The organism is Actinomycetospora chibensis (genome assembly GCF_028737215.1).
Lineage (GTDB): Bacteria > Actinomycetota > Actinomycetes > Mycobacteriales > Pseudonocardiaceae > Actinomycetospora > Actinomycetospora chibensis.
In genome coordinates this window covers 351,631-370,113 of record NZ_JAQZAM010000001.1, presented here as the reverse complement: position 1 = coordinate 370,113, position 18,483 = coordinate 351,631, and the positions used below count along the sequence as shown (strand labels likewise).

At 73.3% G+C, this 18,483-nt stretch carries 24 protein-coding genes; 12 read left to right on the top strand and 12 right to left on the bottom strand.

What is annotated here, in order from left to right; genetic code table 11:
* Positions 1–50 precede the first annotated feature (50 nt).
* Positions 51–740, bottom strand: a complete 690-nt coding sequence (locus PH189_RS01875; RefSeq protein WP_274187032.1) for a DUF3159 domain-containing protein — start codon at positions 738–740, stop codon at positions 51–53.
* Between the two features lie 173 nt (positions 741–913).
* Here PH189_RS01875 and PH189_RS01870 point away from each other — a divergent pair, with 173 nt between their 5' ends.
* From PH189_RS01870 to PH189_RS01860, 3 genes are all read left to right on the top strand, one after another.
* Positions 914–1,417, top strand: a complete 504-nt coding sequence (locus PH189_RS01870; protein ID WP_337994119.1) for a 3-keto-5-aminohexanoate cleavage protein — start codon at positions 914–916, stop codon at positions 1,415–1,417.
* A gap of 177 nt (positions 1,418–1,594) precedes the next feature.
* Positions 1,595–1,717, top strand: a complete 123-nt coding sequence (locus PH189_RS01865; protein WP_274187031.1) for a hypothetical protein — start codon at positions 1,595–1,597, stop codon at positions 1,715–1,717.
* A gap of 133 nt (positions 1,718–1,850) precedes the next feature.
* Positions 1,851–2,006, top strand: a complete 156-nt coding sequence (locus tag PH189_RS01860) for a DUF6131 family protein (protein WP_274187030.1) — start codon at positions 1,851–1,853, stop codon at positions 2,004–2,006.
* Between the two features lie 69 nt (positions 2,007–2,075).
* Here PH189_RS01860 and PH189_RS01855 read toward each other — a convergent pair whose 3' ends face one another.
* Entirely contained in the window at positions 2,076–2,972 is an 897-nt protein-coding gene (locus PH189_RS01855; RefSeq protein ID WP_274187029.1) for a DUF2188 domain-containing protein, read from the bottom strand.
* A 232-nt stretch (positions 2,973–3,204) separates the two neighbouring features.
* On the opposite strand from PH189_RS01855, the gene oxdA reads away from it, so the two are divergent.
* Positions 3,205–4,263: an aliphatic aldoxime dehydratase gene (gene oxdA, locus PH189_RS01850; RefSeq protein WP_274187028.1), complete on the top strand. Its 1,059-nt coding sequence runs from the start codon at positions 3,205–3,207 to the stop codon at positions 4,261–4,263.
* A gap of 10 nt (positions 4,264–4,273) precedes the next feature.
* Here oxdA and PH189_RS01845 read toward each other — a convergent pair whose 3' ends face one another.
* The 5 genes from PH189_RS01845 to PH189_RS01825 all read right to left on the bottom strand — a co-directional run bounded on the left by PH189_RS01845 (position 4,274) and on the right by PH189_RS01825 (position 8,358).
* A complete protein-coding gene (locus PH189_RS01845) occupies positions 4,274–6,211 on the bottom strand; it encodes an acetoacetate--CoA ligase (protein WP_274187027.1) in 1,938 nt (645 codons plus the stop codon).
* Positions 6,212–6,239: 28 nt separating this feature from the next.
* Positions 6,240–6,647, bottom strand: a complete 408-nt coding sequence (locus tag PH189_RS01840; protein ID WP_274187026.1) for an ester cyclase — start codon at positions 6,645–6,647, stop codon at positions 6,240–6,242.
* Positions 6,644–7,030: an NUDIX domain-containing protein gene (locus tag PH189_RS01835; RefSeq protein WP_274187163.1), complete on the bottom strand. Its 387-nt coding sequence runs from the start codon at positions 7,028–7,030 to the stop codon at positions 6,644–6,646. Before PH189_RS01835 ends, PH189_RS01840 begins: the two co-directional genes overlap by 4 nt.
* 90 nt (positions 7,031–7,120) lie before the next feature.
* The gene (locus PH189_RS01830) at positions 7,121–7,753 is read right to left on the bottom strand and encodes an MSMEG_1061 family FMN-dependent PPOX-type flavoprotein (protein ID WP_274187025.1); all 633 of its coding nucleotides are present in this window, start codon (positions 7,751–7,753) and stop codon (positions 7,121–7,123) included.
* Entirely contained in the window at positions 7,750–8,358 is a 609-nt protein-coding gene (locus PH189_RS01825; RefSeq protein WP_274187024.1) for a TetR/AcrR family transcriptional regulator, read from the bottom strand. The genes PH189_RS01830 and PH189_RS01825 overlap by 4 nt, the downstream gene beginning before the upstream one ends.
* A gap of 97 nt (positions 8,359–8,455) precedes the next feature.
* On the opposite strand from PH189_RS01825, the gene PH189_RS01820 reads away from it, so the two are divergent.
* The 8 genes from PH189_RS01820 to PH189_RS01785 all read left to right on the top strand — a co-directional run bounded on the left by PH189_RS01820 (position 8,456) and on the right by PH189_RS01785 (position 14,466).
* Complete coding sequence (locus PH189_RS01820; protein WP_274187023.1) at positions 8,456–9,163, top strand: molybdopterin-dependent oxidoreductase; 708 nt, start codon at positions 8,456–8,458, stop codon at positions 9,161–9,163.
* A gap of 492 nt (positions 9,164–9,655) precedes the next feature.
* Entirely contained in the window at positions 9,656–10,486 is an 831-nt protein-coding gene (locus tag PH189_RS01815) for a DUF4397 domain-containing protein (protein ID WP_274187022.1), read from the top strand.
* Positions 10,487–10,529: 43 nt separating this feature from the next.
* The gene (locus PH189_RS01810; RefSeq protein WP_274187021.1) at positions 10,530–11,153 is read left to right on the top strand and encodes a class F sortase; all 624 of its coding nucleotides are present in this window, start codon (positions 10,530–10,532) and stop codon (positions 11,151–11,153) included.
* On the top strand, positions 11,150–11,707 hold the full coding sequence (locus PH189_RS01805; RefSeq protein WP_274187020.1) for an RNA polymerase sigma factor: 558 nt from the start codon (positions 11,150–11,152) through the stop codon (positions 11,705–11,707). The genes PH189_RS01810 and PH189_RS01805 overlap by 4 nt, the downstream gene beginning before the upstream one ends.
* Complete coding sequence (locus tag PH189_RS01800; protein ID WP_274187019.1) at positions 11,688–12,407, top strand: anti-sigma factor; 720 nt, start codon at positions 11,688–11,690, stop codon at positions 12,405–12,407. Before PH189_RS01805 ends, PH189_RS01800 begins: the two co-directional genes overlap by 20 nt.
* Before the next feature lie 119 nt (positions 12,408–12,526).
* Positions 12,527–13,552 (top strand): 6-phosphofructokinase, encoded by a 1,026-nt coding sequence (locus PH189_RS01795; RefSeq protein WP_274187018.1) that lies wholly within the window; start codon positions 12,527–12,529, stop codon positions 13,550–13,552.
* Between the two features lie 117 nt (positions 13,553–13,669).
* Positions 13,670–14,077 (top strand): RidA family protein, encoded by a 408-nt coding sequence (locus tag PH189_RS01790; protein ID WP_274187017.1) that lies wholly within the window; start codon positions 13,670–13,672, stop codon positions 14,075–14,077.
* A 35-nt stretch (positions 14,078–14,112) separates the two neighbouring features.
* Positions 14,113–14,466: a cupin domain-containing protein gene (locus PH189_RS01785; RefSeq protein ID WP_274187016.1), complete on the top strand. Its 354-nt coding sequence runs from the start codon at positions 14,113–14,115 to the stop codon at positions 14,464–14,466.
* A 20-nt stretch (positions 14,467–14,486) separates the two neighbouring features.
* Here the strand turns inward: PH189_RS01785 and PH189_RS01780 are convergent, their stop codons facing one another.
* From PH189_RS01780 to PH189_RS01760, 5 genes are all read right to left on the bottom strand, one after another.
* Entirely contained in the window at positions 14,487–15,341 is an 855-nt protein-coding gene (locus PH189_RS01780) for an alpha/beta fold hydrolase (RefSeq protein ID WP_274187015.1), read from the bottom strand.
* A gap of 111 nt (positions 15,342–15,452) precedes the next feature.
* Entirely contained in the window at positions 15,453–16,523 is a 1,071-nt protein-coding gene (locus PH189_RS01775) for a homocysteine S-methyltransferase family protein (protein WP_274187014.1), read from the bottom strand.
* Between the two features lie 228 nt (positions 16,524–16,751).
* Complete coding sequence (locus PH189_RS01770) at positions 16,752–17,021, bottom strand: hypothetical protein (protein WP_274187013.1); 270 nt, start codon at positions 17,019–17,021, stop codon at positions 16,752–16,754.
* A 158-nt stretch (positions 17,022–17,179) separates the two neighbouring features.
* Complete coding sequence (locus PH189_RS01765) at positions 17,180–17,473, bottom strand: MerR family transcriptional regulator (RefSeq protein ID WP_274187012.1); 294 nt, start codon at positions 17,471–17,473, stop codon at positions 17,180–17,182.
* Between the two features lie 608 nt (positions 17,474–18,081).
* Positions 18,082–18,468, bottom strand: a complete 387-nt coding sequence (locus PH189_RS01760) for a YchJ family protein (protein WP_274187011.1) — start codon at positions 18,466–18,468, stop codon at positions 18,082–18,084.
* Positions 18,469–18,483: the final 15 nt, after the last annotated feature.

Here is an 18,483-nt window from a genome sequence, read left to right as displayed (position 1 = left end):
GGCAGAGCACCTTGTCGAGGTCGGCGTCGGGGCGGAGCGGCTGATGGTGCTCACGAGGCATCCTTGCCGAGCAGGCGCGTGCTCGTCCGGCGGAACGCCCAGACGACGACGAGGCCGGCCAGGATCGTCAGCGGGGTGCCCAGGGCGAGTTTGGCGACGGCGAGCCAGGTGGTGGAGTCGGCGACGTAGAGCCACTCCTTGACCACGAACCGCGCCCCGAACACGGCCGCGGCGCACAGCGTGGCGAGGTCGTGCCAGCGCCGCACGGCGCGGTCGGTGCGCCAGTCGTGGGTGCCGCCGTGCACGAGGTTCCAGACGACCCCGGTCAGGGGGCGGCGGGCGAGCACCGAGCCGAGGGCGACGACGAAGCCTGCGAGAGCGGCCCAGATGCCGATGACGAAGAAGTCCCTCGCCGACCCGGTCCACGCGACGACGCCCACGGCGGCGCCGAGGCCGACCAGGCCCCCGACCGCGCCGGCGACGTGCTCCCCACGCACCAGGCGCAGCGCGGTCAGCGCGAGTCCGACAGCGACCGAGACCCCGATCGTCACCGGCAGCGACAGGAACGTGTTCGCCGCGACGAACACGACGACGGGGACCGAGGAGTAGACGAACCCCCGCGGACCGCCCATCTGGTCGAGGACGGAGGGCCTCGAGGTCGCCGGCGCGACGGCCGGCAGCGGGCCGGTCGGGGTCTCGTCCTCGGCCTCGAGGCCGTGGTGCTGTGGTGTCGCGGTCATCTGGTCCTCCCGGTGGGCGTGTGCCGGTCCAGGACAGGCCGCGCCGCCACGGCACACTCAAGGCGCTGTGGGCGGGGCCACGATCCGCGCCCCGCTGCTCGGCGGGGTCGAGGATCCGTCCATGACTCCCGACGGCCGCCCGTCCGCCCGTCCGCCCGTCCGCCCGCCGGACGCTGCAGGGCGCCCTGAACGGCGACAGCGACCACCCGGCCATGCCGCGCACCCCCGGGGAGACCGCGGCCGACGCCGCGGCGTGCGTCGCGGCGGGCGCGACCCTGCTGCACCTGCACGCCTTCGGCGACGACGGCGCAGAGACGCTCTCGGAGCGGGAGGTGGGACGCGCGATCCAGGCCGTCCGCCGTGCGTGCCCCGGCGTCCCGATCTCGATGACCACCTTCGCGCAGATCGAGCCGGACCCCGCGAAGCGACTCGCCACGGTGTCGTCGTGGGCCGAGCTGCCCGACCTGGTCCCTGCCAACCAGGGCGAGGACGGCGTCGTCGAGCTGACGGACCTGCTGCTGGCGCGGGGCGTCGGCGTCGAGGCCTGCGTCTTCACGGTCGCGGAGGCGGAGGGCCTCCTGGGGCGGGGGCGGGGTCATCGGCACCCAGGAGCTGCACCCGACCCGGTCGTGATCACAGCGTGGCCCACAAGCGATCAGGAAGCGGACCCGCACTAGGCCGTTCCGCCGTACCCGCTCGCCCGACACGTGCGGCGAATGGCCACCTGCGACCCTTGATCGTCCTCGGCGGCCCGCGCTGTGGTGACGAGCCCCCGGAGCCACCGTGAACCCTCCTCGCGACGCCCTCATGCCGCCCGGCGCCGCCGGGTGACCGTCAGTGGTTCCCTGCGGGACGTGCTCGCCGACGTGCTCGACCTGACGAGCGAGGTCGTGGTCGCGGCCGTCGTCCTCGCCGCACGACGGGTCGACCATCCGGTGGTGTGGCGTGAGCGCGCCGAGGACGACACGCCGAGCTGAACACCGTGGTGACGTCGGTGCGCCTCACGGCTCCGGCGTCCTCGCTGTGGTCCCATCCGCCGCACGGGCTGCCTCAGCGCGTGACGAAATCGACTACTGCGGGCACCGGTGCCCGAGTGAGGAGCAACCGCTCGTGATCATCCTCGGTGTCATCCTGATCATCCTGGGCTACGTGCTCAGCATCCCGATCCTCTACACGATCGGCATCATCCTGGCCGTCGTCGGCCTGATCCTCACGATCCTGGGTGCGGTGGGACGCGGGGTCGGAGGCCGCAAGACGTACTTCTGACCCCGGCTCGTCCGCCCGGGCGCCGACGGTCTGTCGGCGCCCGGTGCGGAACGCTTCCCGACGGCTGGGTCAGCGCGGCGCGACCTTGCGGGCGCCACGCTGGGCGGCGGCGGTGCCACGGGACGCGCCACGCCCGACGAGGGACAGGCCGCCCGCGGCCACGACGCCGACGACGCGACCGGCGATGCGCACCGGGTTGAGCGCCTTCGCGAGCTCGTCCAGCGGCGCGGCGGCCGACTCCGTGACGGCGTGGATCTGCTTGCCCACGCGGTCCGCGGCCGTCTCGGCCTGCTCGCCGACGCCCGCACCGATGGTGGCGGCGCGGTCGGCGCCCGACACGAGCTGGTCACCGCCCTCGCGGGCGGTGGCGTCCACGCGGGCGGCGGCGCGGCGGCCCGCGGCGCGGGTCTCGCCGGCGACCTCGCGACCGGTGCGGTCGGCCTGGTCGGTGATCTGAGCGCCGGCGGTCTGCGCGATCGTCGCGGCGTCGTCGGCGGCGGCCTCGAGGCTCTTCTCACCCCGGCTGACGGCGTCGACCTGCTCCCCGATCCCGGCGGCGGCGGCGGCGGCGTCGGCGGTGGCTTCGGCGTGCTCGGCCCCGGTGCGGGTGTGGCCGGCCACCTTCTTCGCGGTCACCGATGCCTCGTCGGCGACGTCCTCGGCGGTGTCGGACACCTCGGCGGCCGCGGCCGAGGCGGTCGTGCGCGCGCCTTCGCCCGCCGCGCTCGCGGCGAGGGCGGCCGCGGTGCGGGCCGTGTCCTGGGCGTCCGACGCGACGGTGCGGGATTCCCGGACCTTGCCGTCGGTGCCGTGCACGACGACCTCGCCGCCGCCGTCGTTGGCGACGATCTCGACGGCCCGCTTCACGGCCTCGGCCTGGGTCGGGGTCTTGGCGCTCGGACGCTGGGCGTCGGGCTTCTCGACGGCCCAGCCGTCGTCGGTGGGCTTGACGTGACGATCGGACACGGCGGGCTCCTCAGGAAGGGGGTACGGCATCGGACTGCCCCGAGGACGAACGGGCAGGCCTCTTCGTCACCGGATCACCCCGTGACCCTGGACTCACCGCGCGTCCGCGTCGGGCCGAGCGGAACGGGCATCGCCGCCGTCGTCGCGAAAGCTCTGCGATCGCTCTCCGGCCGATCGATGGTGAGATGGCCACCGTCCCTCAGCCCCGCACGGACCGTCCCGGGAGGCACGCGTGGAATCCGCGATCGACACCCACCTGCAGTGCCCGCGCACGTTGTCGCGGCGGGCGGGGGAGGACTACCGCCCGCCGTTCCCGGTGTGGGTGGCGCGCGGCGCCGAGGATCTCACGCAGGTGGTGATGGGCTACTTCGGCGTGCAGTACCGCGGCGAGGAGCACCGGGACGAGGCGCTCGCGGCCCTGCGCCACATCGTCGACGGGTTCGGGCGCGACGACGGCCCGGGCGCCTGGGACACGACCCACCACGAGGACGCGGCCGGCTACGACAACCTCGTCGCGGTCGGCTACTGGCGCGATCCCGACACCTACGGGCGCTGGCTCGCGCGGCCCGAGGTCGCCGGGTGGTGGGACTCGGACGACCGGCTCACCGCGAACGTCGGATTCTTCCGCGAGATCGCCTCCCCGCGTGTCGACCAGTTCGAGACGCTCTACCCGTTCACCGACCACCTCCCCGGCGTCGGCGGGGTGATGGACGGCGTCAGCGACGAGGTCGAGGAGCACGCGTACTGGGGTTCGATGCGCGACCGCATCCCGCTCTCCCAGACCGACCGGATGCGCCCGGCGGGGGAGCTGTCGGCGGAGGGCGACCCGGCCCGCGGCGGCCGTGTGATCGTCCGGGGCCACGCCAACGTGGCCCTGATCCGCTCCGGCCAGGAGTGGCCGGACGCCGAGCCGGACGAGCGTGAGCTCTACCTGACCGAGATCGAGCCCGCGCTACGGGCGGCCATGGACTTCCTGCGCGACCGCGGGCACCGCCTCGGCTGCTACAGCAACCGCTACGTCCGCTCCATCGACCTCGACGGCCTGCCGATCGACAAGACCTACGCCATCTCCCACTGGCGCTCGCTCGACCGGCTCGAGCAGTGGGCCGAGACCCACCCCAGTCACCTGCGGGTCTTCGTCGCGTTCGTCAGCACGGCGAAACGGCTCCCGACGCTGCGGCTCTACCACGAGGTCTCGGTGTTCGACGCGGGCGAGCAGTACTACGAGTACGTCAACTGCCATCCCGCCACCGGGCTGCTGCGCGACGCCGTGTCGGCGCCCCCGGCCTGAGCCGCGCCCGCTATCGCCGGTAGGCGTCCCGGAACGCCGGTACGGCGTCGGCCCCGCTCACCGCGTCGGGGCTGATGACCTCCTCGACCGGACGGCCGCGCAGCACCTGCTTGACCGGACGTTCGAGCTTCTTGCCGGTCAGGGTCCGCGGCACGGCCGGGACGGCCGCGATCAGGTCCGGGACGTGCCGCGGGGACAGGTGGCGGCGCAGCCCGCTCGCGATCCGGGCGCGCAGGTCGTCGTCCAGCTCGGCCCCGGGCACGAGCGCGACGAACAGCAGCAGCTCGCCCGATCCGCCGCTGTCGTCCTCGAGGTGCACGACCAGGGAGTCGGCGACCTCCGCCATGTCCTCGACGACGTCGTAGAACTCGGCCGTGCCCAGCCGCACGCCGCCGCGGTTGAGCGTCGCGTCCGACCGCCCGGTGATCACGCAGCTGCCGCGGTCGGTGAACCGCACCCAGTCCCCGTGGCGCCAGACGCCCGGGTAGGTGTCGAAGTAGGCCTCGCGGTAGCGCTCGCCGTCCGGGTCGTTCCAGAACCCGACCGGCATCGACGGCATCGGCGCCCGCACCACGAGCTCGCCCAGCTGCCCGACCACCGGGTGGCCGTCCTCGTCGAACGCGGCGACGTCGTGGCCGAACCCCGGGCCGGACATCTCCCCGCGGTACACCGGCTGCCAGGTCCCGCCGCCGACGAAGCCGCTGCACACGTCGGTGCCGCCGCTGAACGGGTTGAGGATGACGTCCGGCCCGAGGTGGGAGTAGACCCAGTCGAACGCCTCCGGCGGCAGCGGCGCACCGGTGGTCCCGAGCTGCCGGAGCTGCGGCCACCTCGGCGGGACGACGCCCTCCTTGCGGCAGGCCGTGAGATACCCGGGACTGGCCCCGAACAGCGCCACGCCCGTCTCCGCCGCGAGCCGCCACTGCGCCTCGAGGTCCGGCCAGAGCGGGTTGCCGTCGAGCAGCACGATGGCGCCGCGGTGCAGCAGCACCGAGATGGTGATGTTCCACATCGCCCAGGCGGTGGTGGTGAACCACAACGTCCGGTCGCCCGGGTGGATGTCGAAGTGCAGGCCGAACAGCCGCAGGTGCTCGAGCAGGATGCCGCCGTGGCCGTGGACGATCGCCTTCGGCAGCCCGGTGGTGCCCGAGGAGAACAGCACGTACAGCGGGTGGTCGAACGGGACCTCGTCGAAGGACAGCTCCCCGGGCTCGGCGAGCAGCTCGTCCCACGCCATCGCGTCGGGCACCGGGTGCGGCCCGTAGTCGAGACCGACGACGTGCCGGACGCTCGGCAGCCCCTCGCGGATCGTGGCCAGCTCGTCGCGTTGGTCGATCTCCTTGATCCCGTACCGGTACGACGCGACGGCGAGCAGTACCGTCGGCTCGAGCTGGCCGAGCCGGTCGACGACGCTGCGGGCGCCGAACTCCGTCGCGCACGCCGCCCAGACGGCGCCGAGGCTCGCGGCGGCCAGGAACACCACGATCGTCTCCGGGACGTGCGGCAGGTACCCGACGACCCGGTCACCCCGCCCCACGCCGAGGCGCCGCAGGCCGGCGCGGGCGCGTCCCACCTGGTCGCGCAGCTCGCCGAACGTGAGCTCCCGGGGCTCGCGCGTCTGCGAGCGGGCGATGATGGCGGTGCGGTCGATGTCGGCGTCGGTGCCCACCATGTGCGCGGCGTAGTTGACCCGGGCTCCCGGGAACCACTGCGCGCCCGGCATCGCCGACGAGCCGAGCACCCGCTCGTAGGTGCCCGGCACCCCGTAGTGGTCCCAGATCGACGCCCAGAACGCCTCGGGCTCGGCCACCGACCAGCGCCACAGGTCCCGGTGGTCGTCGAACTCGAGGTCGCGCGTCGACGACAGGTGTTCGAGGTAGGCCCCGAGCCCCGTTCCCTCCGGCGACCCCGCCGGTCGCATCAGCGTCGGTCCGCCGGGAGCGCTCATGCTCGGAGATGGTGCCGTGGTGGGTGCGTCACCGCGAGGGTCGCGCGCGCTCCCGGAGCTGGGTCGCGATCGACCAGCGATCGATCAGCGAGGTCACCGCGGCGATGCGGCCCCCGTCGAACCGGTAGAAGACGTGCTCGGCGAAGGAGACCTGCTCGCCGTCCGGCGTGAAGCCGAGGAACGTGTCGCGGGGCGTGCACCGGAAGACGAGGCGGCACGCCACCCGGTCCCCGGAGACGACCACGAGGTGCGGGTCGAACACCAGGTCGGGGATCGCGGCGATATCGGCGGCGATCATGTCCCGGTACCCGCGACGGGTGATCTCCTCGTCGTTGTAGGTCAGTCGCTCCTGCACGAGGTGCACGAGGTCGTCGAGGCGCCGTTCGTTGAGGACCGCCAGGTAGGCGAGGTAGCGGGTCTCGAGATCGTCGGTCATGGTGCCGGCTCCATCGCTCGCGCGAGCAGGGGACGGTAGCGATCGTCGGCGAGCCGCGCGGTGTCGAGGTCCGCGCGCGTGAACCAGGCGATGCGGTCGTGCTCCTCGTGGGCGGTGTTCGTGGGCATCCCGACCCACGACCGCACGGTGAACAGGGTCAGCTCGACCAGCGGGTCGCCGGTGCTCACGGGGACCTCCGTCGCCTCCAGGAGCCGGACGCCGAGCTCCTCGCGACACTCGCGGCCCACGGCCTCCCGCGCCGTCTCGTCCGGGTCGACATGCCCTCCGGGCAGGTCCCACACGTCGGGGTACCACCTGCGGTCCGGCCGACGGTGGCACAGTAGGACGCCCCGGTGGCCCACGAGCGCGGCGGCGATCACCATGTGTCTCGCGCCGTCGGACGTCATCGCGGACCCGCGGATGCGCCCGCCGGGCGAGGTTCCGCTCGGCCCACCCGGCGCAGTGAACCAGAGTCAGTACAGGAGCGTGCGGTAGTTCTCCGGCGCGTAGCGGCGCTCGAGGTCCTCGAGCGAGGAGTCGGGGCTGGTCCGGTGCGCGATCTCGGCGACGCTCGGGAGGTGGACGGCCGGCCACGCGTCCGGGTCCCAGAGGTGGGAGCGCATGAGGGCCTTGGGGCAGTAAAAGAAGACCTCGTCGACGGTGACCTCGGTGAGGATGCGGGGGCGGTGCCCGCGGATCTCGAACGCCGCCGCCTCGTCGGGGTCCAGGAGCAGCCGCGCCCGACCGTTCACCCGCAGGGTGTCCCCGCGTCGCGGGACGAGGAACAGCAGCGCCACGTGGGGGTCGTCGAGAAGGTTCATCATCCCGTCGACCCGACGGTTGCCCGGGCGGTCGGGCAGCAGCAGCGTCCGGTCGTCGGCCACGAGGACCGCGCCGGCCGGGTCGCCCTTGGGGGAGACGTCCAGCGAGCCGTCGGCGCCCGTGGTGGCCAGGAAGTGCAGGGTCGAGCAGGCGATGAAGGCGCGGTCGACGTCGTCCAGCGTCGCGCGGACCTTGTCCCGGGCGCGGGCGATCGGCTCGCCGACGACCGCCCGCAGCTGCTCGAGACTGGTGATCTGCGTACCGCCGCGCGTCGACCCCGTCATCCTCCCGACGGTAGTGACCCGTCCCGCCGATCGGCGAGCACGACAGGTGCCCCCTGCGCCGGAGCGAAGAGCTGCCGACGGACGGCCTCGCGCACGTCGGACCGCGTGCGTGCCCCGTGGTCGGCGGCGATGAGCCGGTCGGCGATCGCCACCGAGAAGGCGATCAGGCACCGGGCCTCGAGGTCCTCCTCGTCGGCGCACACCGGCTCCAGCAGCGTGCGGAGGTAGGCGATCCGGACGTTGTCGACGCGTCGCAGGCGCTCGGCGACCGCGGCGTCCCGGCGGGCCCAGTCCCGCACCGCGAGGTCGATCGGCCGCAGCTCGGCGCTGAAGGTGAGCTCGGCGGCCCGGCGCGCCCGACTCATGGCGTCGCCACCCTCGTGCTCGACCTGCTCGATGACGCGCTCGGTGCTCCGCGACTCCCAGGCGTCGAGCACCTCGCCCAGCAGCGCGCGCCGGTCGTCGAAGTAGCCGTAGAACCCGCCCTTGCTGACGCCCAGCGCCCGCGCCAGCGACTCGATCTGGACCGCGTCCGGGCCGCCCGCGGCCAGCGCCTGCAGGCCCTCGTCGATCCACCGGTGACGAGCCGTGCGGGCGACCGCCATGAACCGGCCTCTCTGTCGGACTCACTTCTATACGGCACCGTACACACGCTGGTAGCGTCCCGAGCCCGGTATACGACGTCGTATAGACGAGGTCACCATGAGCATCGCGACGCGCCACGGCCTGCGGATGCCGCCGGGCCAGCGCCCGGTCGAGGGGTTCCCGCGGTTCGGCACCCATCTCCACCACCCGCCCCCTGAGGTCCCGGTCGACCACGCGATCGAGGTCGGCGGGGCGGTGACCGTCTCGGTTTCGATGACCTCGGCGGACCTCGCGCAGCTCCCGCGTCGCGAGGTCCGCGCCGATCTCCACTGCGTCGCCGGGTGGTCGGCGATCGACCTCCGGTGGGAGGGGGTGGCCTTCGAGACCGTGTACCGGGAGGTCATCGAGCCGGTCCTCGACCGGAGCGCCCCGGTGACCCACGTGGCCTTCGCGGGCCTGGACGGCCACCGGTCGGTCGCGACCCTCGAGGACGCCCTGGCCGCGAACGTCCTGATCGCGGAGAACCTCGACGGCCGGCCGCTCGACGCCGACCACGGCGCGCCGGCCCGGCTCGTCAGCCCGAGCCAGTACGGCTTCATGAGCACGAAGCACCTGAGCCGCATCGAGATGCGTACCGCCGGACGTACGGGCGTGCCCCGGGCCCTGGCGGACCGTCTGCTCGAGGAGCACCCGCGCGCCCGGGTCTGGGAGGAGGAGCGCCACGGCAGCCTCCCCGGCCGGGCCGTGCGACCGATCTACCGCCTGCTGATCCCGCCGATCCGGTACCTCAGCGCTCGGGGTCGTCGGAGCACGCCTCCGGAGTGAGCGGTCCGGCTCCGAGGTGGGCGCGAGCCCTCAGCGGAGGTCCAGGCGTCGGGTGACGACCTCCTCGGCGACCGTGGCGATGGAGAGGTGCCGGCGGCGGGAGTAGGACCGGAGCCGCTGGAAGGCCTCGCTCGACGCAGCGGCTGCCCTCGCCGCAGGTGGCGACGGTCTCGAGCGCGCCGTTGTCGTCCGTGATGTGGACGCTCGCGGTGTCGGTGTCGAGGAGGTCGACGCTGTTGGCGGCGAGGTTGTGGAGCAGCTCGGAGACGTCGAGTCCGGGGCCGGTGGTGCCGGCCACCTCGACGATGGCCTCGACCAGCCGCAGTTCTCGGGGCGCTTCCCTCTCGTGTCGTGGCCCAGCCGTCGAGGCGCAGACGGCGCAGGCATCTACGCCATCCATCTCGACACGCTTCTCTGCATCCGTCTCCGCATCCATATCGGGCGTTCCGGACGTAGTCCTGCGCATCACCGTTCGTCCGAGGTAGGAGTTCCATGATCTCGACACGCAGGATCCTCACGGGTGTCGCCGCGGCGACCCTCGCTCTCAGCACGTCCGTGGGTCTCGCCGGGGCCGCGCAGGCGGCGGAGGGGGAGGGTGACCAGGCGGCTCAGGTCTCGGTGGTGCACGGCATCCCCGGACAGCCGGTCGACGTCTACGTCAACGGCACGGAGACCGTGTCCGACTTCGCGCCGGGCACGGTCGCGGGCCCGCTCGAGCTGCCCGCCGGCACCTACGACCTCGCGGTCCGGGCCGCGGGCGCCCCGGCCTCGGAGGCCCCGCTCATCGCGGCCGAGGACGCCGAGGTCCCGGCCGGGGCGAACATCAGCGTCGTCGCGCACCTGTCCGAGCAGGGCCAGCCGACCCTGACCCCGTTCGTCAACGACGTCGGCTCGCTCCCGGCCGGTGACGCCCGGCTCGTGGTGCGGCACACCGCGGCGGCCCCCGCCGTGGACGCCCGCGTCGACGGCCAGGCGGCCCTGACCGGGCTCACCAACCCGAACAGCGCCCAGGCCGACGTCCCCGCCGGCACGGTCTCGGCCGACGTGGTCCTCGCCGGGACCGACGACGTCGTCATCGGCCCGGCATCCCTCGAGCTCGGCGAGGGCACGGTCACCGTCGCCTACGCCATCGGTTCGGCGAGTGACAACACGCTGGCGCTGGTGACGCAGACGATCTCCGGTGCGCACAGCGCCCCCGGTGGGGTCGCCGGCGGCTCCGGCGGGCTGGCGGACGACGGCCTGCCCGTCGGCCTCGGCCTCGGGGTCCTGGGTCTGCTGGTGCTCGCGGGTTCCGGCGCGGTCTGGGTCCGTGCGCGCTCCTGACCCATCACGCTCGACGCCGCCCCACCCGGGGCGGCGTCGACGCGTGTCCGCCCTGACCGGCGTCGTCGTCGGCGCCCTGCTCCTGCTCGCGGGCGCCGTCTGGCCGGCCGTCGACCCGGTCTCCCGGTCCTCGTCCTCGTCGGCCGTCGCGGCGGTCTCCGACCCCGCGCCTCCACCCCGCGTCACCGGGACCACGTCCACCACGCGCCCGGAGGCGCCTCCGGTCGGCCTCCGGATCCCGGACCTCGGCGTCGACGTGCCCGTGGTCCCGGTCGGCGTCGACCGCGCGAGCGGTGGCATGGAGATCCCCGAGGACGTCGCCACCGTCGGCTGGTACCGCTACGGCCCCGGGTTCGACGCGGTGCAGGGCTCGACGGTCCTGGCCGGCCACGTGGACCGTGCCGGGCAGGAGGGCGCCCTGTTCGACCTGCGGGAGCTCGAGCCGGGGGCGACACTGGCCGTCGCGGGTCCGGACGGTCAGGTCCGGTCCTACGCGGTCGCCTCCCGTGACCAGTGGTCGAAGGACCGGGTGCCCCTGGAGCGGCTGTTCGCGCGGACCGGTGCGCCTCGCCTCGTCGTGATCACCTGCGGCGGGCCGTTCGACGAGGCCACCCGGTCGTACCGGGACAACGTGGTGATCACCGCGGTTCCCACGGGAGGGCCATGACGTCCGACGACGAGGTCCGGCTCGCCGAGGGCTTCGTCACCGGCGACGAGGCCGCGCTTCGCGCCGCCTACGACCGGTGGGGCCGACTGGTGTTCGCGCTGGGTCTGCGCAGCTTGCCCGACCGGGTCGACGCCGAGGACATCACCCAGCAGACCTTCGTCACCGCGTGGCGCGGACGGCACACCTTCGACCCGCGCCGGGGCACCCTGCCGGCCTGGTTGCTCGGCATCGCGCGCCGGCAGGTCGCCGACCGTCTGCGGGTGCTCCAGCGTGAGGCCCGGCTCCAGCGCGTTCTCGAACGAACTGAGGACCCCCCTGCGCCCGAACCCTCGGCGGACCGCGTCCTCGACCGGATCGTCGCCGCCGACGAGCTGACCCACCTCGTCCCACAGCAACGGCGTGTCATCGAGCTCGCGTTCTACGACGACCTCACGCATGCACAGATCGCCGCCGTCACCGGTCTACCCCTCGGTACGGTCAAGAGTCACCTCCGGCGGGGGATCGAGCGTCTCCGGACGAGGAGGGAGGTGGAAGGTGCCGCATCCCGACCGTGAACGGCTCACCCTGGTGGCCCTGGGCGAGCAGCCCGTCGTCGACGCACTGTCCGCCCACCTCGACCAGTGCGCGCAGTGTCGGAGCGAGGTGACGGCGATGCGTGACACGGTCGCGCTCGCCCGCGAGGCCGGACCGGCACCGCTGGAAGCACCCCCCGACCACGTCTGGTCCAGCATCGCCGCCGAGCTCGCCCTCGAGGCCGATCCTCCAGGCAGCCCGGTCCGACCGGCCCGGCCGTCGCGCCGACGTCGGGGTCTCGTCGTCGGCGCGCTGGCGGCAGCCGCCGCACTCGTCGCCGCGGTGGCGATCGCGGTGGCCGGCGCGTTCACCGGTGGGTTCACCGAGGACCCGCCCGCGACGCGACAGATCGCGTCCGCGTCCCTGTCCGCCGTCGCGGCCGGACCGCCCGGCGCGACGGGGCAGGTCAGCGTCGTCGAGACCGGCGACGAGCGGCGCATCGAGGTGAGCGCAACGATGCCGCCGCCCCCGGAGCAGGGCTACTACGAGGTCTGGTTGCTCGACGAGCGCACCGACAGCATGATCGCGATCGGCGCCCTCGGCGAGAACGGGCACGGCACCTTCACGATGCCCGCCGGCCTGGACATGACCGGCTACTCCGTCGTCGACGTCTCCGCCGAGCGCTACGACGGCGACCCCGCCCACGCGTCGAGCGTGCTGCGCGGGGCCTTGACGTCCTGATCCAGCGTCGCGAGGACCACCCCGCATCCGTCCTCTCGCCGGCCGACGCGAGGCGGAGCTGAACCGTTCTAGGTGACCTGGCACACTGGCACGCGGCGACTCTCGACGAGGAGAACATCGTGCGTATCGGGATGCTGACCGGCGGCGGCGACTGTCCGGGGCTCAACGCTGTCATCCGGGCCGTCGTGCACCGTGCCGACGCCGCCGGCGACGAGGTCATCGGTTTCCGGGACGGCTGGCGGGGCCCGCTCAAGGGCGCGTCGCGGCCGCTGAACGTCGCCGACGTGGCCGGGATCCTCGCGCGGGGCGGCACCATCCTCGGCTCGTCGCGCACGAACCCCTACGCCCAGGGCGAGGGCGGCGCCGACGCCGTCCGCGCCACGATGGCGGCCCAGGGCGTCGACGCGCTCGTGGCGATCGGCGGCGAGGACACCCTGGGTGCGGCGGCCCGGCTCGCCGCGGACGGCGTCCGGGTGGTCGGGGTCCCCAAGACGATCGACAACGACCTCGCCGCCACCGACTACACGTTCGGTTTCGACACCGCGGTGCACATCGCGACCGAGGCGATCGACCGGCTGCGCACCACCGCGGAGTCGCACCGACGGGCCCTGGTCTGCGAGGTGATGGGGCGCCACGCCGGCTGGATCGCCCTGCACGCGGGCATGGCCGGCGGCGCGAACGCGATCATCATCCCGGAGCGGCCGTTCACGGTGGGCCGGGTGTGCGACTGGGTGAACAGCTGCTTCCGTAACGAGTACGCCCCGGTCATCGTCGTCTCGGAGGGCGCGGTGCCCGACGGTGGCGACGAGCTCCTCGCAGCCGGTGGCACCGACGCCTTCGGCCACCGCCGCCTGGGTGGGGTCGGCACCTGGCTGGCCGACGAGATCGAGCGGGAGACCGGTGCGGAGTCCCGCGCCGTGGTGCTCGGCCACATCCAGCGCGGTGGCACGCCCACGGCGTACGACCGTGTCCTCGCGACACGGTTCGGCGTCCAGGCCATGGCGGCCCTGCACGACGGGGAGTCCGGCGTCATGGTCGCGCTGCGCGGCACCGACATCGTGCGGGTCTCGCTCGACGAGGCCACCGCCGAGCTCAAGACCGTCCCCACGACCCGTCTCGACGAGGCCGAGGTGTTCTTCGGCTGAGGTCTTCGGTCGGCCGCGAGGCGCCGGTGAAGCGAGTCACACGGACTGGAGTGTGCCGCGACGGCATGGTTTCTCGTGTCGCTGGAACAGGCGCTCGCAGGGGAGAGGAGCACGCCGATGACCGTCCGACTGGTGCATCCCGAGGGTGTCCACCGGGTCGACGTCCACCACCAGGTCGCCGTCGCGGAGGGCTCGCGCACCGTGTACCTGGCCGGGCAGGTGTCCTGGGACCTCGAGGGCGATCTCGTGGGCCGTGGCGACGTCGCCGCGCAGGCCGAGAAGTGCTACCTCAACATCGCCGCCGCGCTCGACGCGGTCGAGGCGACGCCGGCCGACCTGGCGAAGGTCACCGTCTACATCGTGGAGCTCGACGAGGCGAAGGCCGAGCAGTTCGTCGTCGGGCGCGAGCGGGCGGCGGAGGCGCTGGGCGTCGAGTTCCAGCAGCCGAGCACCTGGATCGGGGTCACCGCGCTGGCCGCGCCGGGCTACCTCGTCGAGGTCGAGGCCGTGGCGGTGCTGCCCTGAGGTCGCTCGAGCGGTCGTTGTCCTAGGTTCCGTCCGTGACCCACTACAGCGTCGACGCCGCCGACCTCGATGTCGGTCGGGGACCCCATCCCGCGGCGAGCCCGTTCGAGAAGCGAGTCGGTGAGGCTCTCGGGCTCACGGCCTTCGGCCTCTACCAGATCGAGCTGCCCGCCGGGGAGGAGACCGTTCCCCACGACCACCTCGACGACCACGCCGAGGACGCCTACGCCGTCCTGCAGGGCCACGGCTGGGTGATCGTCGACGGGGAGGAGATCCCGGTCGGGCCGGGGCAGTACGTCGCCGTCACGGTGGACTCCTCGAGGTTCCTGCGTGCGGGCTCGGACGGGATGGTCTTCATCGCCGTCTGCGCCGCACCGACGGCGTCGTGACGACCGGCCGACCTCGCACGTCATGCCGTCGAGGAGCCTCCGAGCCCGGCGACGAACGTCCGCACGAGGTGGTCGAACAGGCGCGGGTCCTCGAGGTTGGTGAGGTGCCCGGCGCGGGGGAGCACCGCGAGGCCGGCGTCGGGCAGCGTGCCCCGCAGCATGAGGTTGGCGTCGATCGCCTCCGCGTCCTCGTCGCCCACCAGGAGCAGGGTCGGCACGGGCATCGTGGCGAGGTCGGCCCGCAGGTCGAACAACGAGGGCCGCGCGGCCTGCACCCCGCGCATGGTGAGGGCGGAGCCGACGGGGTCGTGCTCGGCCAGGATGCGCAGGTGCTGCTCGTGGGCGGCGGGATCGCGGCGACGCAGGGCCTGGCGGGCGGGGCGATGGCCGTACTCGGCCGCGACCGCTGCGGCCCCCACACGGTCGTAGGCGTCGGCGAGGGCGAGCGCGTCGGCGCGGAAGGCGTCGGCGTGCTCCGGGGCGGCGCCGTAGCCGCAGCCGGCGACGACGAGGCCGAGGCAGCGCTCGGGATGGCGCAGGCCGAGGTGCAGGGTCGCGAACCCTCCCATCGAGTTGCCGACGACCACGGCGCGTTCCGTGCCGGTGGCGTCGAGGACCGCGAGGGCGTCGGCGACGGCGCGGTCCTGCGAGTACGCGGCGGGCTCGGTCGGCACGTCGGAGGGTGGGTAGCCGCGGGCGTCGTAGGTGACGCAGCGGTGCGCGCGGGAGAGGTCGGCGACCTGCGGATCCCACGAGCGGTGGTCGCCGCCGAACTCGTGGACGAACAGGATCGGCGGGCCCGGCCCGTCGTCGACGTCGGTCGGCCCGGTGACGTGGACGGCGAGCCCGACACCGTCGTCGGTGGTGATCCTCACGGGTGCTCCTCCGTGCCGAGGCGGGGCGCACGATAGTGCCCACGCGCACTTTCGTGTCTCGACACCTCGCGAGCGGACCGGGCGGGAGCTCCCCGCGGGCCGGTGAGCCGGCTACAGCAAGGTGCGGTACTCCCGGTTCGACGGCCGCAACCGGGGGTCGGCCCCGAGGTAGACGTGCTTCGACATGTCCGGTGAGTATCTGCTGGCCGGCGGGGTGCGCCCCAACGTCTCGGCCATCGCCCGCAGGTGGTGTGGTGCCGCGCCGCAGCACAGGCCGAAGTAGCTCACGCCGGCCGCCCGGGCCCGGCGGGTGAAGTCCGCGATCTCGTAGCGGTGGCAGGTGAACGGGTCGAGCGCCGTCGGGAACGGGAGACCCTCCGGCGGCGTGGTCGGCCCGCGGTCGCGCAGTGCGTGGAAGGTCGGCTGCTCGGGGTGGGTGCGGTAGGGCACCGGCAACGCGGCGACCGGAACGTCCACCGCCGCGGCGATCGGGCCCAGCAGCGGCAGCATCGTGGCCGGACCGCGCACACAGTTGAGGCCGACGACGTCGGCGCCGCGCGCGGCGAGCTCGCGGCACGCCTGCGCGATCGCGACCCCGTCCCGGGTCACCGGCTCCTGCCCGGCCACCAGCAGCAGCACCGAGGGCAGTCCCGCCGCGCGGATCACCTCGAGAGCGATCTCGGCTTCCCCGAGCCAGCGAAACGTCTCGCCGATGACGACGTCGACGCCGGCCTCCGCCGCCCAGCCCACCTGCTCGGTGAACATCTCGCGCACGGTCGCGTGCGTCACGGGATCGGCCGGGTCGTAGACCCCGGTGTTGCAGATGTTGCCCGCGAGCAGCGTGCCCGTGCTGTCGGCCACCCCGCGGGCGATCTCGAGCGCCTGCCGGTTGAGAGGTTCCAGGATGTCGCCCTTGCCGATGATGCGCAGCTTCTCGCGATGCGCGTAGTACGTGAACGCCTCGACGACGTCGGAGCCCGCGTGCACGAATTGCCGATGCAGTGCGGCGACCTCCTCGGGGTGGTCGAGGACCACCTCCGGGACGAACGCACCGGCCTGCAGGTAGCCCCGCCGCTCGAGCTCGAACAGGTAGCCCTCGCCGCACACGACCGGCCCGGCCGCCAGGCGCTCGCGCAGGCCGGGACCGCGGAGGGACTCCGGCGCCGGCTGGGGAACTGTCATGGTGACCTCGCTTCGCCGTCGTGGATCTCCCCAGAATCGCCCTCGGTGGAGGAGATGACTCCGTCCGGTCGATGCGCAGCGTCACTGATTCGAGAAGGTCCGCCTTATGAGGCCGCGCGGGAGAGCGACGGTCACGTGATCGGAACGTCCTCTGGCGCTGCTGGGGGAGGAGCGGGTCGCGCAGGACGCACGACGTCCCGCCGTCCGGGGTCCTCGACGGTGGGCCGACTACGGCCACGCCGGGGGTCGCGGGGCTCGCCCCGGGACGTCCTCGGTAGGGGTCGGCTCGGATTCGACAGCGAGCACCGACGTGAGCGGGCCGGTGATGAAGCGGGCGGTCGCGATGAGCTCGCCGTGCTGGCCCTCGACCGGCACGAGCTCGGCGAACCCGAAGCTGTGGCCGTCCAGCTCGAACGTCCGCTCGTGCACCTCGTGCCACCCGTCGGAGAGGAGCACACGGGTCACATCAGGCTGTTGTCGTCGTGGGATCGCGCTCATCGTGTCTCCTCATGCCTCGATGGAGAATCACGCCGCGGTGTGCACGACCTTGACGACGACGACGATCGCGGCGGCCGAGTCGCGCCGGGAGGTCGCCCCCTCGTCAGGTCGAACGTCCAGCGGGTTCATCGGGTGCGCGTCCTGGGATACGCGAGTCCTCACCCGTTGCGCTGGTCGGCGATGGTGCGTCGCGCCTCGTCGAGCTGGTCCTCGAGCACCACGATGCGGCACGCGGCGTCGAGAGCGGTGCCGTGGTCGAGGAGTTCCCGGACCCGCGCGGCCAGCCGGAGCTCGTGGCGGGAGTAGCGGCGGTGACCTCCTCCGGAGCGCTGGGGGTCGAGGAGCTTCGCCTCGTCCAGGCTGCGCAGGAAGCCGGGGGTCGCGCCGACCATCTCGGCGGCACGGCCGATGGAGTAGGCGGGGTAGTGCTCGTCGTCGAGCCGCTGCGTCACGGCTTCGGACTCTCGGGCCAATATCACCTCCGACGGACGAGGGGCCCCGGTGCACCTGGCACCGGGGCCCCTGGGGGATCAGGTCTGCACACTGTCGGCCGGCTCAGGTGCCGGCCTCGTACCGCAGGAACCGACGAGCGGGTGCTGCGGGGATCGGGGGAGCTCGATAACCGAAGATCACCATCCGTTCCGACGAGTCGGTGTGTCCGGGCCGTGACGACCCGGACGGGCTGACGGTGCGCCGACCTCCCTTCCCCGGAATCCGTTCGCGTCGACGTGCGCCACGGGCAGGTACGCGATCTCCCGTGTCTCTTGATCTTCTCGTTGCGCGATGCCGAAAGTACACCTGCCGCTGTCAGCATGTCTAGCGTGGCGGAGGGAGATTTTCTTCGTCGAAGAGGTGTGCTTGCGTGAGGTCCCGGCACCGAGGACCTCGGATCGGACCTCAGGGCTTGAGCGTGCCGCCACGGCGCGGTGTCCCCTCGAGGTCACGACGTCCGAGCGGGGTGACACCCCGAGCCCTCAGGTCGAGCGGCGCCACGAGGCGTCGCGCCGGAGGAACCGCCGAGGTCGCGGCCCGGGACGTCGCCGGATCCCCGTCACTGTGGTCAGCGGGCGGTTCCGTCCCGGTAGAACCACTGCCCGGCCTCCCGGACGAAACGGCTGCTTTCGTGCAGGACCCCGCTCTGCGGACCCTCGCGGTAGTGCGCGCGGAACTCGACGACTCCGTCGCTGTCGAAGAGGCCGCCGCCCACGCGGTCGAGCACCTCCAGCTGCGTCCACCGGATCGAGGGGTCGAGTGTCAGCGTCGTCGGGCGGGTCGAGGGGTGCCAGGTCCGCAGCAGGTGGGCGACGTCGCCGTGGGCGAAGGCCGTGTAGCGCGACCGCATGAGGGCCTCGGCGGTGGGAGCGGGGTGATCGGAGTCGCCGAGATACCGGCCGCAGCACGCGTCGAACGGTTCGGGCAGGCCGCACGGGCACGGTCGGGAAGGCACGAGGCTCGAGTATGC